This is a genomic window from Enterococcus sp. AZ103 (assembly GCF_051714685.1).
GTDB lineage: Bacteria > Bacillota > Bacilli > Lactobacillales > Enterococcaceae > Enterococcus_A > Enterococcus_A alishanensis.
In genome coordinates this window covers 1,388,414-1,406,288 of the sequence record NZ_JBIOSI010000001.1, presented here as the reverse complement: position 1 = coordinate 1,406,288, position 17,875 = coordinate 1,388,414, and the positions used below count along the sequence as shown (strand labels likewise).

Genomic DNA, 17,875 nt, shown 5'->3' with positions numbered 1-17,875 from the left:
TTTATGGGTTAGTTGGGGTACTTTGAAGTGTCCAAGTAATGGTAGTTTTGTATTCTTTGGCTAATTTAACAGTTGAACCTGGTACTGCTAAAGTGACCGCATCGGCTGCATTCGTATTAGTATCTCCAAAACGATAAACCCAAGTACCTGCTCCTTGACCTTTAGCTGCGGTAATACCAGGTAATTGAGAACCATCTGGTTTTAACGTCACATCCGTAGCTACGGTACCAGGTGTGTACTTTTTATCAACATTTGAAGCTACCGAAGCTTTTGATAATTTTAGAACTGCTCCAGTTAGTTCATCTCCATCAGTTGTTTTAAATTGAGCATTTTGTTTTGCAGTTAAATTCCAACCAGCTAAAGTTCCAGTTTGATCTGTAACTTGAACATACAAAGGTTTTTCGGAACCATCTTTCATTTGATCCAGTTTGGCATTGTAAGTTTTATCAATACTGGTAATTTCTTGCGTATCAAAATTGATTTTTGATGCATAATCAATTGATAAGGCACCACCAGTACCCGGTTGTGGAGGATCTACAGGATCAACTGGGTTTGTTGGATCAGGATTAGTTGGATCAACAGGAGGGATAACAGCGCTCCCCGCCTTATAATTGATTGTCCCATCGGTCGTATAATCCGCTGCAAAAGCTTGACTTGTATTTATTACAATCCCTAATAAAATTGCTGTTGATAAAAATAATGTTGTCTTTTTCATATGTTTTCTCCCTTTTCCCTTTTATAAATGAATAAACTTAAACTAAATAATAAAAACACCATACCAATTAACTGCAACATAAAAAAATTATTGTCTCCAGTTTTTGGAATAATGGCAGCGCCATTTGCAGAGTAACTGGGTGTTTGTCCGTTGTTCGAGACATAAGCCAATTGATGGTCATCAAGTGATTTATTTATTTGATTTTGATTAGTACTTTGATCTGTTGAAGAACTGGGATAACTGTACTCACCATAAAAAGTAGCCACTCCATGTGTTTCATCACTACTCCTCGTTTCTTGAGCATAGTTTGGTTTCCCACTCGTTAGCAACAAACCTGTAAATAACAAAATTAGCGAAAAAACGCACCACTTTTTTCTCGTAATTTCCCCCTCCTTAAATAAGAATACATATAAACATAACTCTGCTAACGATATAATATCGTTATCAACAAACCATTTCTATTACTAATTTTTGATTTGAAAGAAAAAAAGTAATAATGAACTAGCCAGAACTACAGTTTTCACTTTTTCTAAAAATAACATTATTTTAAATTAACTTACCTTCTATCCTTTCTATTAAAATTTTTTTTTATTTATAATTAATGCTGATAAAATTGCTGCATTAAGCAAAAAAAGATTCGAGAAAATAAAAATTAGTTTCTCGAATCCTGAAAATTATTTTTTTATTTCATCAGTTATCTACTTTTTCCGGCTTAATAATATCCTTAAAGTTAAAGAACATATTCAATAAAATTGCCGCTAAGGCCCCAGATAAGATACCACTACCTAAAATCATTTGGACCATTTCGGGGAAGTTTGCGTAAAAACTTGGATAAACTTCTGGTAACATACCAATCCCAACAGCAATCCCGATAATTAACATATTTTGATTGCCATTAAAATCAACTTGTTTTAATAAGTTTACTGCACTACCAATAATAATCCCGAAAATCGCAAATCCTAATCCACCTAAAACTGGCTTTGGAATCGCAGAGATCAACGCTGAAAACTTTGGTACTAAACCAATTAGCAGTAACATTCCCCCAGCAATTGCAGTAGTAAAACGACTGGTTACTTTAGATAAATCCAGTACCCCAACATTTTGAATAAAAGCTGTTGGTTGTACACCATTAAACAAACCGGAAGCGAATGTATTAATCCCTAAAGTTTTTAATGTACGACCGAACTGTTTATGAGTCATTTCTTTATTGGCAATATCGTGAATCCCCATCGATGTTCCAGATACCTCTACCATCCCAAGAATCATAACGATTAGGAAGGCTAAAGTTGTTTGAAATTCCACTCTTGGTACACCGTAATGGAAAGGTAAAATCAAACCAAACCATGGTGCAGAACTGACACTTGAAAAATCCACCATTCCCATAAATCCTGCGGCAATTGTTCCCACTAATAAGGCAATGAGCAAAGTTAAATTTCCTAAGATGCCTTTTAAATATTTTGAGATAATCACGTGAAACAAGAAAACACCAAAGGCTAAGCCTAAAACTCTCGGTTCCATTGCTGCACCAGGATTATAGGCGTTATCTGCCATCATCCAGTGGAAAGTATTTGGTAACAAAGCTGTCCCTAATACCATCAGGTTAGTCCCAACAACAATCGGTGGGAAAAAGCGTTGTAGTTTTGCCCAGAAACCAGAAATCAAGAAACAGAATAATCCGGCAACCATCGTAGATCCAGCGACAACCTGGAAACCTTGGCTAATCGTTGGCGCATTTGACAAAGCACTACTTACTACGGTAATAACTGCGAAGTTGGCCCCCATAATCATCGGAATTTTAGGACTTGTCCGAGGAATAACACCAACCGCCGCTAGAATTGAAGAAATTCCGGCGGTAAAAATAATTGCACTAACAAAATAACGTGATTGCTCTGGGCTCAACCCAACATTTGATCCAATAATTAATGGAACCGGAATCGCTGCTAACACAGCGATTACGGTATGTTGGAACCCCAATGGTATGCTTTTACTTAACGGAAGTTTTTCATCGACATCAGAAATTACACTGGCTTGAATTTCAGGAATTTCTTCTTGCTTTAACTCATGTTCAGGCTTCTCTGCTGCAACATCTGACTTTACATTCTCATCTACTTTCGAAATATTATCATTTTCCATTTGAGATTTCCTCCTACTTGGCTTAACTAATTGGCAAGTTTTGCGGCAGCTCTTTTGGCAGCAGTATTTTCAACTGCATCAACAATTTTAGAATAACCAGTACAACGACACATGTTTCCAGAAAGTGCTCGTTTAATTTCTTGTCTTGTTGGTTCGTCTACTTCCCCCAAATAATTTGAAGCCGACATTACCATCCCTGGAATACAAAAGCCACATTGGACTGCTCCAGCTTCGACAAAATCTTCTTGTACATCAGATAATGTCCCATCAATCTGTGCTTCGCCTTCAATTGTTTTAATATTTTTACCATCCGCCCAAACGGCCATTGCTAAACATGAATCTAGCGTAACATTATCGACAACTACCGTGCAAGCACCACATTCACCTACACCACAGCCTTCTTTTGTTCCAATCAAGGAGAAATCTTCTCGTAGCATTTCCAATAAACTTTTTCTTACATCAACAAACAACGTGACTTCTTCACCATTTAAAGTAAATGAAATTTCTTTATTCATAATTATTCCCCTTTCAACGCTTCAACAATATTGCGAGCAGGTAAAATAGTGATTAAGAAATCACGGTACTCTTTAGAAGCCCGCCAAGAATTTCTCGTTTTGGCATCTAACAGACATTTTTCTCCAATTTCCTTTAATACCTCATCGGTAATTTCTTTTCCTTTAGCATATTCTTCAGCTTGACGCATTCTGATTGGTGTTGGCCCAGCAACACCAAAGCAAATGCGAACATCTTCGATTACATCAGCATCATGCTTAATGATGGTTGCACAGCTTAAATTCGCAATATCTAAAGCTTTTCGTTGAGCAAATTTTGTATAGCCACCTAAATAGCCAGCATAATCTTCTTTTTTAATTTTGATTTTTACTAAGATTTCACCAGGATTTAAATCCACCCAGCCAGCACCTTTATAAAAATCATGAATTGACACATTTTTCACGCCGTCAAGGGAATGGATTTCCAAAATGGCATTATGGCAAAATAGCGTCGGTGCACTATCAGCCGAGGTCGCACCATTACAGACATTCCCACCAATCGTTCCCGCATTTCTAGTTTGCGGACCTCCGACAGTTGAACAAGCATAGCTTAAGAGCGGTGCGCATTTTTGTACGATTGGATTTTTTTCAATTTGAGTAAAAGAATTTAAGGCACCGATTACTAAAGTTTCCTCTTCATCTAAATAAACACCTTGCATTTCTTCAATTCGAGTAACGCCAATCAACTGTGTATTAACAAAATCTTCTTTACGCTCACGAGATTTTACTAAAACATCTGTGCCGCCAGCGATAATTCGCGCGTTAGGATCTTGTTTAGTTATTTCAAAAACATCTTGCAAATTAGTTGCTTCATGGTATCCAGTGATGTCATACATTTCGCTTTCCCCTCTTTTCTATTTAGCGTCTGCTTGATTTTTGACTGTAATGACATTGTTTTCTTTCATATGTTCAAATACTCTTTGTGTCGACAATGGAATGTCATTGATTGCAACATTTGTCGCATTCTTAACGGCATTTCGAATCGCTTGTGCTGGTGAGTTCATTGGGTTTTCCCCCAAAGCTTTATTGCCAAACGGTGCCAATGGATCCATTTCTTCCACAAATTCAAAGTCTAATTCTGGTAAATCCATCGTAGTCGGAATTTTATAATCCAATAAATTATTGTTCAGTGGTTTGCCTTTTTCGTTGTAGCGCAGTCCTTCACTTAAACCATAAGCAATTCCCATCGCCATACCGCCTTCAACTTGCCCACCAGCTAATTTTGGATTAATAATTTTTCCGGAATCATGGACATTCATAACACTTAATAAATCAACTTTACCAGTTTCTACGTCGACTTCTACTTCCGCGAAGGTACAACCAGAAGCATATGCATTATGATGAATATTTACAGCAGACTCTGCAACGATTGATTGACCATGCTGCATGTCATAAAACGATGCTAATGCTAAGTCAGCTAAGCTAGTAACTACTTCACCGTCATAAGCATAAATAATTTGTGAATCAACAATATCTAAATATTCTGGACGAACATCATAAATGTCTGAAGCTCTTTCAACAATTTTTTGTTTCATTTCTTCTGCCGCTTCACGAACAGCAAATCCCGTAATATAACTTTGACGAGAAGCGTATGCGCCTGTATCAAAAGGATCGACATCCGTATCAGTCATAAAGTCACGAATCACGTGATTTGTTGGCACGCCTAAAATTTCGGCTGCCATTTGAGAGAAGGCTGTATCGGCCCCCTGACCAATTTCTGTTGCACCTAGCATTAGTTTAAAACGTCCATCTTGAATTAAGATTAGGCGGGCACCTGAAACTTCTAGCCCAAAAGGATAAGTTCCGGAACCGTAAGAAAAGCTACCAACACCAACACCACGGCGTTTTGAACCAGATTTATAATTCAAACTATCTTTTAATTTTCGATCCCACTCAAATGCTTCCCGACCTTTTTTTAAACATTCTTCAATCAAGAAATTTTTCTGTTTGATTTTACTGATGGTATTTTTGAAATTATCTGGCTGAGCATTCATCATTCTAAATTCAATCGGATCCATTCCGATTTTTTCTGCCGCATCATCAATTAATGATTCTAATGCATACATAACTTGTGGAATCCCATATCCACGCATTGCACCAGCAGTGGCAATATTTGTATAAACTGTTTTTGCTGCATATCTTAAAGCATCTGATTTATATAAAGCATGAATAAAGGTTCCACCTTTACCACCAATGGCGTGCCCATGAGAAGCATAGCCGCCTTGATTTGAATAAACATCAAAATCAATCGCTGTAATATGACCATCTTTATTTACCCCAATTTGCACATCATAATCAATCGCGTGACGCGTTCTAGTAAAGGCTAAAGATTCTTCTCGGGTAATAGATAATTGAACGGGACGTCCGCCACAAGCCATAGTCATGGCTACTGCTAATGGTTCAATCGTAACGTCTTGTTTATTCCCAAAACCGCCTCCGATGAATGGTTTTTTCACTCGGAATTGTGACCATGGCATGCCCATTGCTTCACCAATAATTCGGCGACAAATATGAGGAATTTGCGTGGAACTAATACAAGTCCAACGTTGATCTTCACTTTGATAAGCAATCGCTACTTGATTTTCCATATGAGCATGTTGCTGAACACCGGTACTAAAATGTTCCTTTAAGACATAATCAGCTTTGGCTAACTCTTCTTCCACATCGCCAAAGCCAACTTTTGTGTTAGCGATTACATTATCGCGTTCTTTATGGATCCGCATTGCGCCTTCTGCCATTGACTCTTTTGGTGATAGATAAACTGGATACTCTTCATAAGTGACTTTAATTTTTTCTGCTGCTTGAACGGCTTGTAACTCCGTTTTTGCCACCACCGCTGCAATTTCTTCCCCATATACACGTACGTCTCTAGTTAAGATTAATCGGTCAGCGATATCCCGTTTTTCGGGAATCATGTTGTAAGGATGTCCAGCAGTCGCGAATTGATTTTGCGGCATATCCTCTGGTAAAAGAATTTTCACCACACCAGGCATTTTTTCTGCTTCAGAAATATCAAATTCCAGCACTCGGCCGTGGGCAATTGTTGAGCGAACAATTTTTCCATGCAACATATTTTGAACTGGAAAATCAGCTGTAAACATAGCTGTTCCTTTGACTTTGGAAATCGCATCCCAACGTGTCTCAGATTGCCCAATCGCACCTTTTTTCTCCATTATCGTTTCCTCCATTCTCAATCACAATATTTTGAATTTCAAAAAAAAATTTTTTAGGGACGAAGTTAAAAATAATAGGTACATTTGCAACTGTACCTGATAAAAATAATATTTTTTCTACAAATAAATTTTATCATGGCTTTTCTTGAAAAACAATTAATTTTAGAATGGTGATAGATAACGATTTATTTTCAACAATTATTAATTATTAAAAATAAATCAATTAAAAAAACTGAATTAACAGGGATTCTGATGTTATTTTTTCTAGTCCATTTTTTAAACCGACTAATTAAATTACGGATCATATTTTAAAACGACCGCTTTAAAAACGCTTTCAATAACCATTTTTTTATTTTTAGAAATCTTATTTATCAATGACAAAATGTTACTTACTAATTTTTTATTTAGTTATTGAAAAATTTTTATAGTTATTAGAGAATCATTCTCAAATAAAAAAAATTGCGTTATAGCTATCTTTTTCAGCTATAACGCAATTAAATTTTTATTTATCTCGGGTATCAAAAAGAATCGTGACTGGTCCATCATTGATTAAAGAAACTGCCATATCTGCCCCGAATTTTCCCGTTTCAACAGTTAAGTCTGCATTAAGAAGTCCTTCATTAAAGTATTCGTATAGAGGAATCGCCGTCTCGGGACGAGCTGCTTTGACAAAGCTTGGTCTTTTCCCTTTTTTTGTATCCGCATGTAAGGTGAATTGTGAAATACTTAAGATACTACCACCAACATCTTTCAATCCCAAGTTCATTTTACCTTCGTCATCTTCAAATACTCTTAAAGTTGAAATTTTTCGGACTAAATAATCGGCGTCCTCTTTCGTATCTTCTTGATGAACACCTAGTAAAATCATAAAACCTTTACCAATTTTTCCAACTGTTTCACCGTCAATCGCTACTTCAGCTTGACTGACTCGTTGAATAACTGCCCGCATCTCTTTCCTCCTCATTCATTTTTCATGACAAGATTTAGCCATTTGTTCGCTTCACACTATACACATCAGGAATGGTTTTAATTTTATCCACTATATTATATAAGTGAGTCACGTTTTGAATTTTGAAAGTTAATTTGATCATGGCTAATTTATCTTTGGTTGGTTTGGCTTCTACGCTGACTAATTTTTTCGTTAAGCCGGAAACAATATTTAAGACATCATTTAGCAAGCCTTCTCGATTAAAGCCGTAAATCTCTAGATCAGCATTATATTCTTGTACCGTATTAGAAGTATCTTCCCATTCCACTTCAATTAACCGTTCTTGAACATCTTTTTGGTTCGTGATGTTCGGGCAATCGGTACGATGAATCGATATTCCTCGACCTTTGGTAATGTAGCCAACAATTTGATCACCAGGAACGGGATTACAACAGTGGCTAATCCGAATCAATAGATTTTCAATTCCTTGAATGACGATGCCGCCTTCATGGCGCACCTTGATTCGTTCTGGTTCTTTTTTCGGTGGATTATTTACAATTTCATCTACAGTTTCTCGCTGTTTTTGTTTCTGTTGTTCACGGCGTTCTTTTTCCGTCAGACGATTGGTAAAGGTTAGTGGACTAATTTCACCAAAACCGACTGCTGCATACAAATCATCTTCACTATGAAAATTGAACTTATCCAAAGCTACAGCCATTTTTTCTTTCGTTAACATTTCTTTACTATTGAAACCTAGCTCTGCGATACATTTTAAAACGGCATCATGACCTTTAATAATATTTTCTTCGCGGTCTTGGGTTTTAAAGAATCGTTTGATTTTATTTCTGGCTTTACTAGTTTTCACCATGCTTAACCAGTCACGACTTGGACCAAAGGAATTTGGTGAAGTCATGATTTCAATAATATCGCCGTTTTTCAATTTGTAATCCAATTGCACCATCTTGCCATTTACTTTAGCACCAGTTGTTTTATTCCCAACATCGGTATGAATACTAAACGCAAAGTCCAGTGGTCCTGAACCTTTTGGTAATTCAGTTACATCACCTTTTGGTGTGAAGACATAAACTTTATCGGCAAAAATATCACCTTTAACGCCTTCCATAAATTCAGAAGCATCATAACTTTCGTCCTGTAGTTCAATAATTTCTCTGAACCAATCCAATTGACGATTGTCGTTATTTTCTTCTTGCTTATCAGTTTTTCCTTCTTTATAAGCCCAGTGTGCCGCTACCCCGAACTCAGCAATTTGATGCATTTCATGGGTTCTAATTTGCACTTCGACTGGATTGCCACTCGGTCCGATAATCGTTGTATGCAAAGATTGATACATATTAGCTTTTGGCATCGCAATATAGTCTTTAAAACGACCTGGCATTGGTTTCCATTGGGTATGAATCGCACCAAGTACAGCGTAACAATCTTTGATGGAATCAACTATTACTCGAATCGCTAACAAGTCATAAATTTCTTCAAACTGTTTCTTTTGATCTCGCATTTTTCGATAGATTGAATAAATATGTTTGGGGCGACCATAAATATCGCCTTCAATACCTAATTCTTTGGTAGCTTTTTTTATTTCTTCAACAGCTTCATCGACATACGAAACTCGTTCTTCCCGCTTTGATTGCATTAAATGAACAATCCGGTAATATTGTTTCGGATTTAAATAGCGTAAAGAAGTATCTTCCAGTTCCCATTTAATCCGGCTCATCCCTAAACGATCTGCCAATGGAGCATAAATTTCCAATGTTTCCCGGGCAATTCGGCGTTGCTTATCATCTCGTAAAAATTTCAAAGTCCGCATATTATGTAAACGGTCAGCCAGTTTTACCATGATTACACGCAAGTCTTGTGCCATCGCTAATAACATTTTGCGGTGATTTTCAGCTAATTGCTCTTCATGAGATTTATATTTAATTTTCCCTAGTTTTGTCACGCCATCAACTAATAAGGCTACGTCTGCACCAAATTCATTTTTCAAATCTTCTAAGGTGACTTCGGTATCTTCGACTACATCATGTAAAAATCCGGTCGCAACTGTATGGGGATCCATATGTAAATCCGCTAAAATTCCCGCCACTTGAATCGGATGAATAATGTAGGGTTCTCCTGATTGTCTGACTTGTTCTTTATGGGCTTCAAAGGCAAAGTTATAGGCTTTTTCAACAAACGCCACATGTTCTTTACCCATGTATTCAGCAACCAAATTGATGACATCTGGTCCAGTTAATTCTATATCTTTTGCCATGAGACGTCCTCCTCTAATTTATGCACACATTTCTTCCTTTACTGAAAATAATTGTTCCCATTATACAAAGTACTTCCAGCTTTTTCAATGGGCAGTACTTGAGCTTAATTCATAATAAAAACTTACCGCACTCAACAAATACAAAGGAGCCGTCTCAGTTCTTAAAATTCTTGGTCCTAAACCAGCTAACTTAGCACCTGCTAGTTGATACTTTTCAATTTCGTTAGGTGTCAGTCCGCCTTCTGGTCCAAAAATAACTAATAATTTTTGCCCGGCTGTTAGTTGCTGAAAAGTTTGAACTAATTGTGCTTGTTCTCCTTGTTTAGCTGACTCTTCATAAGCAATCAAAACGGCATCAAAATCTGAAAAGTGATTGACTAGTTCCTTAGGCGAAATACTTTCCAATCTTGGTAAATGCTGGCGATGAGATTGTTCAGCTGCTTCTTGAATAATCTTGTTTAAGCGAGCAACCTTTTTCCCTTGCTTTTTTTGGTCCCATTTCACTACTGAGGTTTCAGCTGGAAATACGAAAAAATTGAAAGCTCCTAATTCAGTCGCTTTTTGGGCAATCAATTCTAATTTTTCTCCTTTAGGAAAGCCAGAAGCGATTGTAATGTGGATCGGTAATTCCCGCTGGAACGTTTCTTTTTCAATTTCCGTCACAATTACCGATTCTTCAGTGATATCTGTAATTTCGGCCTTGATTGCCATTTCGTCAGCAAATACCACAAAAATTTCTTGTCCATTTTTCATTCGCATGACTCTTACAATGTGATGATAATTTTCATCAGTTAAATGAATAGTTGGTTGATAATTTTCGTCAATAAAATAGCGTTGCATTATTCTGCCTCAGGTTTCTTTAGAATGATCGCAAACCAATCTTTTTGTTGGAAAATACGATCAACGACAAAGCCAACTTCTGCTAATTCCGCTAGAATCATCAATTTTTTGTCTTCAATGATACCAGAAATAATAAACGTACCATCATCTTTTAGTAAACGCCACGCATCCTGTAACATTAATTTGATAATATCCGCTAAAATATTAGCTACAATAATATCGGCTCTTTTATCAATTCCTTTAAGCAAATAGTTAGCAGCAACGTGAACATTTTCCATCTGGGCATTCAGATCAATATTTTCTTGCGCACTACGAACAGCCACCTCATCTAAATCATAAGCAAAAATTTCCTTCGCCCCGTAAAGAGAACTGGCAATACTTAATACACCTGAACCCGTTCCAACATCTAAAACTGTTTCTCCACCACGGATGACGGTTTCTAGTGCCTGCAAGGTTAAATTAGTCGTAGGATGCGTTCCAGTACCAAAAGCCATCCCAGGATCTAGCGTGATAATTTTTTCATCAGCAAAAGCCGGTGTATATTTTTCCCAACTTGGAACAATCGTCAAATAACGGGTCACTCTAACCGGATGATAATACTTTTTCCAAGCGGTTGCCCATTGGCTTTCTTCTACTTCACTAACCGCCACAATATTTTCACCGATTGCTAAACCGTATTCCGGTAATTTTGTAATGCGGTCCTTAATCGTAGGCAAGATTTCTGGTAAAAAAATTGTTTCAGGGAAATACGCTGCCACAATCGCGCCTTCAGCCAAAGTAGTAAAAGTTTCCTTATCCAAAATTTCACCAAAAGGATCTTTTTGATAATTTTCAATATCTAATACATCTTCAATTGCCACCCCTGCTGCACCAGCTTCCATTAAAATGTTAGAAACTGCTTCTACAGCCTCGCTGGCAGTTGTGACTTTTACTTCATTCCATTTCATCGATTTTACTCCTTCTAACGTTCACTCACTACTGTTTTAATAACTTGGGTAAGGGATATATGAATTTGCATCCCCTTTGATATAAGTTTGATATTTTTCAGTATTCCATGTTAATTCAAATACTTCCGCATCACTTGTTAAAAAGTCTAATAAATCACTTTGACCATCATCTAAAACCTCTTTTAAATAATCCACAATCCCTCTTAAGTGGTTTTCCGGTAGCCCTTTTTTCCCTTCATAAGGAATAGTAGCTAAATAATCTTCGGCATCAAATTGTGATTTTTTAGGATCGTATAATAAGATTCCATCTTCAAATTCAATGATTTCATCACTGGCGACCCCGTCAACATCACTAATTTCAATTTGTTCTTTATTTTCAGCGTATAGTCTAAAAATAATTTCAATCGTATGATTTTTCGTATCCCAATCTAAAGCAATTTCGTAATCAGGGATTGTCTTATTTAAATAATTGTCTAAATAAGTTGTCATTGTCATTTTTGCCATAATATTTACCTCCAACCGTGATCCGGTCTAATTTGATTTTTCTTTTGTTTACTAATGTAAGGATTGCCGGCAACTACATAGCGGAGTGGGGCCTCGGTCCAAATGCCTTTATTGGGAATCCCAATTCGTGGCAAGCGTTCAATTTTTTTAGGAATACGACTTTTTTCTGCCACTAAATGTAATGAACTGGAAAAAATCGACTGACCGTACAAATCCTTAGTAATACCTAAGGCAGTAACTAATTTACCAGGACCATCAGTTAAAGCCGAACCCGTTTTGCCACCACGATTGATCTGCATTTGTTCAATCCCTTTTATGGGTTCAATTCCGCGTATCATTACCCCTTGAGGGAAACCCTCTTTTTGCGTTACCAAATTTAAAATTAAATGGGTATGCATTGTATACAAATAAATTGTGCCCGCTTTTTGATACATAGCTGCCAGTCGTGGCGTATTACGCATAGAAAAACTGTGGGCTGCCTCATCTTCTGGTCCTAGATAGGCTTCACAATCAACAATATAGCCAGCTATTTTTCCATTAGGCGTATCGTGTTCCAAATACATACCTAAAAGTGATGCTGCAATTTCGGTTGTTTTTTCTTGAGCAAATATTTTTTTTATTTCTTCCATCTTTTTCACCATCTTTATGATACACAAATTTCTTGGCTCTGACTATGACAATCCCTCAAATATCAAGGAAAGTCAAAACATGGTATAATAGAACATATATTCTGTTTAAGAAGGAGGTTCCTATGCAACAACCTTTAGCTTATAAAATGCGCCCACGAAATTTAGATGAAGTCGTTGGTCAACAGCATTTAGTTGGACCTGGAAAAATTATTCGTCGAATGGTAGAAGCTAAAATGCTTTCTTCCATGATTTTATATGGTCCGCCGGGAACTGGAAAAACTAGTATTGCAAGTGCTATTGCCGGCTCCACAAATTATGCTTTTCGAATGTTAAATGCTGCGACCGATACAAAAAAAGATTTACAAGTCGTAGCCGAAGAAGCCAAAATGAGTGGTACCGTCATTTTACTATTAGACGAAGTCCATCGCTTGGATAAAACCAAACAAGATTTTCTGTTGCCTCATTTAGAAAGTGGCCGAATTATTATGATTGGTGCCACCACAGAAAATCCCTACATAACGATTAATCCCGCAATTCGTTCACGAACACAGATTTTTGAAGTCAAACCTTTAACGGAAGAAGATATTCAAGTGGCTGTAAAAAATGCTTTGACTGACAAAGATAGAGGACTAGGAAATTATCCGGTGAAATTGGATGAAAATGCATTATTGCATTTATCCCGAGCTACCAATGGTGATTTGCGCAGTTCTTTAAATGCGTTAGAATTAGCCACAAAATCTACGCCTGAAGAAAATGGTAAGATTCATTTAACTTTGTCGATTATTGAAGAATGTCTACAAAAAAAAGCCCTCACCCATGATAAAGATGGCGATGCCCATTACGATGTGATATCTGCGTTACAAAAATCAGTCCGCGGTAGCGATGTGAATGCCGCCTTACATTATTTAGCACGTTTAATTGAAGCGGGCGATTTACCAATAATTTGTCGGCGTTTGATGGTGATGGGTTATGAAGATATCGGCTTAGCTAATCCGCAAGCTGCAGCAAGAACGGTCCAAGCGGTTCAAGCAGCTGAAAAATTGGGATTACCAGAAGCTAGAATTCCTTTAGCAGATGCTGTTGTCGATTTATGCTTGTCGCCCAAATCAAATTCAGCCTACGTAGCTGTTGATGCGGCCTTGGCAGATATTCAAGCAGGAAATGTTGGTGAAGTTCCCGATCATTTGCGTGACAGTCATTATAAAGGAGCTGCTGCCTTAAATCGTGGGATCGGTTATCAATATCCCCACAATTTTGAAAATGCTTGGGTTGACCAACAATATTTACCAGATAAAATAAAAAATGCCGAATACTACCAACCTAAAGCCACAGGGAAATATGAACAAGCGTTAGGTCAGCAATATTATCGCATTAAAGAATGGAAAAAAAATCCCGAAAATTAATTTTCGGGATTTTCTACTAATGTCCATTGAAAAATGGTTGAATGTTGTCCAACTTTTTGTTTATTCTTTGGTATTTCACAAAACACAGCAGCTTTTGTTTCAGGAAATCCAGTCACAAAATCTCCTTGTCCAGCTAAAATGGTTGTGTCTTCACTTAAATTATAAAGTTGTTCCTCTGTCTGATAAAAAAAACTACCTATTTGGTTTTCTTTTACTTTTAGTTGCAGTTGATAATCTGTCTGCAAAAGACGCTTGTCTTTAATTTTTATTTGACCAGTGACTGTTGGGGTAAATTTTTCTTTTTGATAGAGTACATGCTTACCAAAATCAATTTGCGTTGGAACTTCCACTAATAAAAGCTCTCCTGTATTTTGACTAAAATCAGCAAAAACTTGATAGTAAGCTATTTTAGGAATCTTCCATGATTGATCAGTAATGGTTTCGTACTCTAATTGATTCATCTGAATTCGAGCTTTTAAAAAATTCTCGCTAAATACTATCTCAGGATCCTCAACATTTTTTTCCAACTGTACAAACCGCCGAGAACCATCCCACAACTCTTCCTGCCAATCAAAACTTTTCAATTGAATATCCCCTAATCCAGACTGCACTTTTCCATCGACAATCAGTGCTCTAATTCCTCTACCAAATTGATTACTGGTATCACCAGTTAAACTAGTTCCATCGTAACTAAAACCAATAAAATTTGCTGGATTCAGACTATTCTCAATTGGCTGCTCCACGAAAGTAAAAATATCTACTCCAGCTTGTTCACCAAAAATCCGCCCACTCTTTTCATCTTCATCCAATGCTTCTTTAACTTTTTCCTGCCAAAAAAGTTGCTGATCGATAGCTAATTCCTTTAACATCAATTTATTTACACCAGAAGGACTCGTTATTTTAGCACTCTCAATAATCCGAATTAACTGTGCTTTTAATTTATTACAGCTCAAATGACTTCCAGCAGATAAATTTAGCACCCCAAAATTAGCATAGCTTTTTTTAAAATTTTCATCGGTAGCTGCAGAAGAATTCAAAATAGTTTCAGTTGAAAGTGCCACACCTTCACAGAGATTTAGTTGGGTAAAGTTACTTATATTTTCAATGCTGCAGCTTTGTCGCAAGGTAATTTTGCTGGCATCCTCACTATGAACATTATTATTCAATGATTCTTTAGCGGGAATTAACTGTTCACAACTATTTATTTTTAAGTCTAACTCAATTCGATAGATAGAAACTGCTTGTCCAACACCATTAATAGATTCAAAATTACCATTTGGCGCATCTACTATTATTTTATTTTTTCTTGTTCTAAAAAGTGAATAATCTTCATGTTCATCTATAAAAAGTGAAAGATCCTCAAATTTTCTATAAGTCTTTAATATCAATTGGCTGCTGGAGGTTCTATTTCCAATCTCTTGATCATTAGACATAGTTTGTGGTCTTCCAGCAATAATTTTTAATCCAGGAGCTAAAAAAAAGTTATTCTCTTTCGGAACATCTATTGTCACGTTGGTGTTCCCATTGATAAAGCCTTTATTTTCAAAACCTCCAAAGATTCTTGCTTCTGGGTTAAACACGCCACCAAAAATTTGAACATCACTGTCTGCTTGCAACTGGTTTCCCCTAAATCTCCCACTACCAGCGCCAATATCACCAAAAAACTCTCCATCATAAATTTTTATTTGCGCGTCTCCTTTTTGCAATCTATTGCCTTCACTTCCACCATACAGATCTCTTGTATTGCTCCCACCTTTCATTTCCACAAGACTACTTCCATAATGACGGTAGCAAGCCATTCCTCCAGCAGATACTTGTTCAGTTTGGCCTTGGTAAATTTGCACCAAACTATCTCCTTCGATTACTCCAGAATAGCTTGCCCCTAATAATTTTTTAACAAGACTATTGTTTAATTTCACTGATTGATTACCTAGTTGATAACAGCTGGTTGAAAAAGTAAGATCATCCCCTGAATTTCCATTTCCACCGGTAATAATTAAATCTTTAGCAGAAACCAAAAAATTAGAAGATGTTTTTCCTTCATTTTCAGCTTCTAATGCTCGTTCTTTAGAATAAACAAATCCTTCGCCGCCAAGCTCACCAGTATATTCACCAACAATGATTTCTGTATTTCCTTTGATTACTCCCGCATTTGTACCAGCTCGAATCGGGTTATTGGTGGAGGAAACACAGCCATTTAATAATTCAGTTCTGACATTACCTTCAACCAAAAAATTGGTTTTTTCTTTGGCTAGTTGAAAACGCTGGTTAGTTGACATCTGATCGTACTGCCGTTCTTCTTCAGTTAGATTTTGGAAATTAGAGCGATCGACTGATGGCGTTAACTTCGGACTATTAGTTAAGGGCGCTTGTATAATTTCTGAACCGCCAGCGCCACTAATACTGGAAAAACTTCCTCTGTTTACTCTACCTGCTTGAATTTGATTGGTAATATGTCCAATAATTTTTCCCTTATAGCGATTTCCACCAACAAAAATTTTTTCTCCCTTTGAAAAATTACGGGTATCGATAGTATTTTTTATAGCATCACTTTGACTGATAATTTCCCCGGTTAAAGAACCACCAATTAATGGTTCAACTGAATCAAATTGACCCAAACCAGTGATACTATTTGTAATACCCTCAGTTTTCCCATAACAAACACCGCCGACATATTGATTTAATATCATTTCGCTACTTTGACTATTTATTCGATTATTAATAGTGCCTGTTACCTCAACAGGTGTAGCTTCTGTCCCTTCACCACCACCAAATAGATCTAGTCTGCCATCGACGAAGTGAATCTGATTGACAATATCTCCTTCAAAAGACCCTGTTTGATTACCACCAACTAATTTTAGATTTCCCGTTAACTTTTCAATATTTGTCTGACTATTTCCAATAAACGTTCCTGTTTGATTGCCACCAATGATTTCAAAATTTTCTCCTTGAACATTTTTGAAGGATAAAGAACTATTGCCTTGGCAAAATTGTTTTCCTCCACCAAATATTTGAACGTTTCCCATCTGACGAACGTTTTCAAATTTCAAAGGATGTCCATTGGCAAAAATAGCTTCCCCTTTTAATTTCATATTAGACAATGTTAGTGAACTACCAAAATATGTCTCTTTCGGTAAAATAATTTCAGTATCTTCTGCACCAATAAAAGAAATTGGATTGCTAACACTGACAAAGTTGATTTGATCAGGATTCTCGGTTTTTTCATCGTTGGTCAAATTTGCGGCCTTAGATAAATCTAAATTTCCTGACATTTGAATCGTAAAAGCATCTTTTGTTGGAGTCGAAAGAATATCTTGTAAAATTTCCTTTATACCTGATGGTGATGATTCATAAGTTTTGTTGTCAATATTTGGAGATAAAATCAACTGTGATGCATCAACAGTTGTAACGTTTTCAAAAAGTAAGAAGAAAAATAAAATAATTGCCATAAAATAAGAAATTTTCTTTGACATAGGTGCCTCCTTTTTATATAATATACGTACAAAGAAGCCAATTTATTGAAAATTCGATTTATTGCTTCTAAATAATTACTATGCTATTATAAGAGTGGAAATTCTGTGATGTGCGCGTTGCCCACTTAAGTGTTGACCGAACATTTTTATTGATACTTTGGGATCCGTCTTGTGTCAAAGTTGGTAACATGCCTTTTCTTTTGGTAGTTCGATGCTTAGACCATGGAACCCACCTGCTGTATTTTGCGGGATCAATACTACCGGGCGAATAACGGCATCGACGGAGTTTTCCATTTTTTTGGAACAAAAG

Annotated in this window: 14 protein-coding genes and 1 other RNA gene; 2 read left to right on the top strand and 13 right to left on the bottom strand. The window is 36.7% G+C overall.

Going from position 1 to position 17,875, the window contains the following annotated elements; all coding sequences use genetic code 11:
• Position 1 precedes the first annotated feature (1 nt).
• From ID741_RS07175 to ID741_RS07120, 12 genes are all read right to left on the bottom strand, one after another.
• A complete protein-coding gene (locus tag ID741_RS07175) occupies positions 2 to 715 on the bottom strand; it encodes a WxL domain-containing protein (protein ID WP_438719543.1) in 714 nt (237 codons plus the stop codon).
• Positions 712 to 981 (bottom strand): LPXTG cell wall anchor domain-containing protein, encoded by a 270-nt coding sequence (locus tag ID741_RS07170; RefSeq protein ID WP_438719542.1) that lies wholly within the window; start codon positions 979 to 981, stop codon positions 712 to 714. The genes ID741_RS07175 and ID741_RS07170 overlap by 4 nt, the downstream gene beginning before the upstream one ends.
• A gap of 424 nt (positions 982 to 1,405) precedes the next feature.
• Entirely contained in the window at positions 1,406 to 2,848 is a 1,443-nt protein-coding gene (locus tag ID741_RS07165; protein WP_438719541.1) for a uracil-xanthine permease family protein, read from the bottom strand.
• A gap of 26 nt (positions 2,849 to 2,874) precedes the next feature.
• Entirely contained in the window at positions 2,875 to 3,363 is a 489-nt protein-coding gene (gene xdhC / locus ID741_RS07160) for a xanthine dehydrogenase subunit XdhC (protein WP_218326236.1), read from the bottom strand.
• A 2-nt stretch (positions 3,364 to 3,365) separates the two neighbouring features.
• On the bottom strand, positions 3,366 to 4,235 hold the full coding sequence (xdhB, locus tag ID741_RS07155; protein WP_438719540.1) for a xanthine dehydrogenase subunit XdhB: 870 nt from the start codon (positions 4,233 to 4,235) through the stop codon (positions 3,366 to 3,368).
• A gap of 18 nt (positions 4,236 to 4,253) precedes the next feature.
• Complete coding sequence (gene xdhA / locus ID741_RS07150; protein WP_438719539.1) at positions 4,254 to 6,572, bottom strand: xanthine dehydrogenase subunit XdhA; 2,319 nt, start codon at positions 6,570 to 6,572, stop codon at positions 4,254 to 4,256.
• Positions 6,573 to 7,074: 502 nt separating this feature from the next.
• On the bottom strand, positions 7,075 to 7,521 hold the full coding sequence (gene dtd, locus ID741_RS07145) for a D-aminoacyl-tRNA deacylase (protein WP_438719538.1): 447 nt from the start codon (positions 7,519 to 7,521) through the stop codon (positions 7,075 to 7,077).
• Between the two features lie 34 nt (positions 7,522 to 7,555).
• Entirely contained in the window at positions 7,556 to 9,769 is a 2,214-nt protein-coding gene (locus ID741_RS07140; protein WP_218326244.1) for a RelA/SpoT family protein, read from the bottom strand.
• An 84-nt stretch (positions 9,770 to 9,853) separates the two neighbouring features.
• Entirely contained in the window at positions 9,854 to 10,609 is a 756-nt protein-coding gene (locus ID741_RS07135; protein WP_438719537.1) for a 16S rRNA (uracil(1498)-N(3))-methyltransferase, read from the bottom strand.
• Entirely contained in the window at positions 10,609 to 11,556 is a 948-nt protein-coding gene (gene prmA / locus ID741_RS07130) for a 50S ribosomal protein L11 methyltransferase (RefSeq protein WP_438719536.1), read from the bottom strand. The genes ID741_RS07135 and prmA overlap by 1 nt, the downstream gene beginning before the upstream one ends.
• A 36-nt stretch (positions 11,557 to 11,592) precedes the next feature.
• Complete coding sequence (locus tag ID741_RS07125) at positions 11,593 to 12,060, bottom strand: DUF3013 family protein (RefSeq protein ID WP_438719535.1); 468 nt, start codon at positions 12,058 to 12,060, stop codon at positions 11,593 to 11,595.
• Between the two features lie 5 nt (positions 12,061 to 12,065).
• Entirely contained in the window at positions 12,066 to 12,701 is a 636-nt protein-coding gene (locus tag ID741_RS07120) for a DNA-3-methyladenine glycosylase (RefSeq protein WP_438719534.1), read from the bottom strand.
• Positions 12,702 to 12,811: 110 nt separating this feature from the next.
• Between ID741_RS07120 and ID741_RS07115 the strand changes: the two genes are divergently transcribed.
• A complete protein-coding gene (locus ID741_RS07115; RefSeq protein ID WP_218326251.1) occupies positions 12,812 to 14,092 on the top strand; it encodes a replication-associated recombination protein A in 1,281 nt (426 codons plus the stop codon).
• Here the strand turns inward: ID741_RS07115 and ID741_RS07110 are convergent.
• Positions 14,089 to 17,565, bottom strand: a complete 3,477-nt coding sequence (locus ID741_RS07110; RefSeq protein ID WP_438719533.1) for a hypothetical protein — start codon at positions 17,563 to 17,565, stop codon at positions 14,089 to 14,091. The two genes, ID741_RS07115 and ID741_RS07110, sit on opposite strands and share 4 nt — an antisense overlap.
• Before the next feature lie 97 nt (positions 17,566 to 17,662).
• Between ID741_RS07110 and ssrS the strand changes: the two genes are divergently transcribed.
• Positions 17,663 to 17,856, top strand: a non-coding RNA gene (gene ssrS, locus ID741_RS07105) — 6S RNA.
• The last annotated feature ends 19 nt before the right edge of the window (positions 17,857 to 17,875 follow it).

Bases quoted from the DNA above. Each gene is read 5' to 3' on its own strand.
- ID741_RS07175 (WP_438719543.1), bottom strand. From the start codon at position 715: ATGAAAAAGACAACATTATTTTTATCAACAGCAATTTTATTAGGGATT.
- ID741_RS07165 (WP_438719541.1), bottom strand. From the start codon at position 2,848: ATGGAAAATGATAATATTTCGAAAGTAGATGAGAATGTAAAGTCAGAT.
- xdhC (WP_218326236.1), bottom strand. From the start codon at position 3,363: ATGAATAAAGAAATTTCATTTACTTTAAATGGTGAAGAAGTCACGTTG.
- xdhB (WP_438719540.1), bottom strand. From the start codon at position 4,235: ATGTATGACATCACTGGATACCATGAAGCAACTAATTTGCAAGATGTT.
- xdhA (WP_438719539.1), bottom strand. From the start codon at position 6,572: ATGGAGAAAAAAGGTGCGATTGGGCAATCTGAGACACGTTGGGATGCG.
- dtd (WP_438719538.1), bottom strand. From the start codon at position 7,521: ATGCGGGCAGTTATTCAACGAGTCAGTCAAGCTGAAGTAGCGATTGAC.
- ID741_RS07140 (WP_218326244.1), bottom strand. From the start codon at position 9,769: ATGGCAAAAGATATAGAATTAACTGGACCAGATGTCATCAATTTGGTT.
- ID741_RS07135 (WP_438719537.1), bottom strand. From the start codon at position 10,609: ATGCAACGCTATTTTATTGACGAAAATTATCAACCAACTATTCATTTA.
- prmA (WP_438719536.1), bottom strand. From the start codon at position 11,556: ATGAAATGGAATGAAGTAAAAGTCACAACTGCCAGCGAGGCTGTAGAA.
- ID741_RS07125 (WP_438719535.1), bottom strand. From the start codon at position 12,060: ATGGCAAAAATGACAATGACAACTTATTTAGACAATTATTTAAATAAG.
- ID741_RS07120 (WP_438719534.1), bottom strand. From the start codon at position 12,701: ATGGTGAAAAAGATGGAAGAAATAAAAAAAATATTTGCTCAAGAAAAA.
- ID741_RS07115 (WP_218326251.1), top strand. From the start codon at position 12,812: ATGCAACAACCTTTAGCTTATAAAATGCGCCCACGAAATTTAGATGAA.
- ID741_RS07110 (WP_438719533.1), bottom strand. From the start codon at position 17,565: ATGTCAAAGAAAATTTCTTATTTTATGGCAATTATTTTATTTTTCTTC.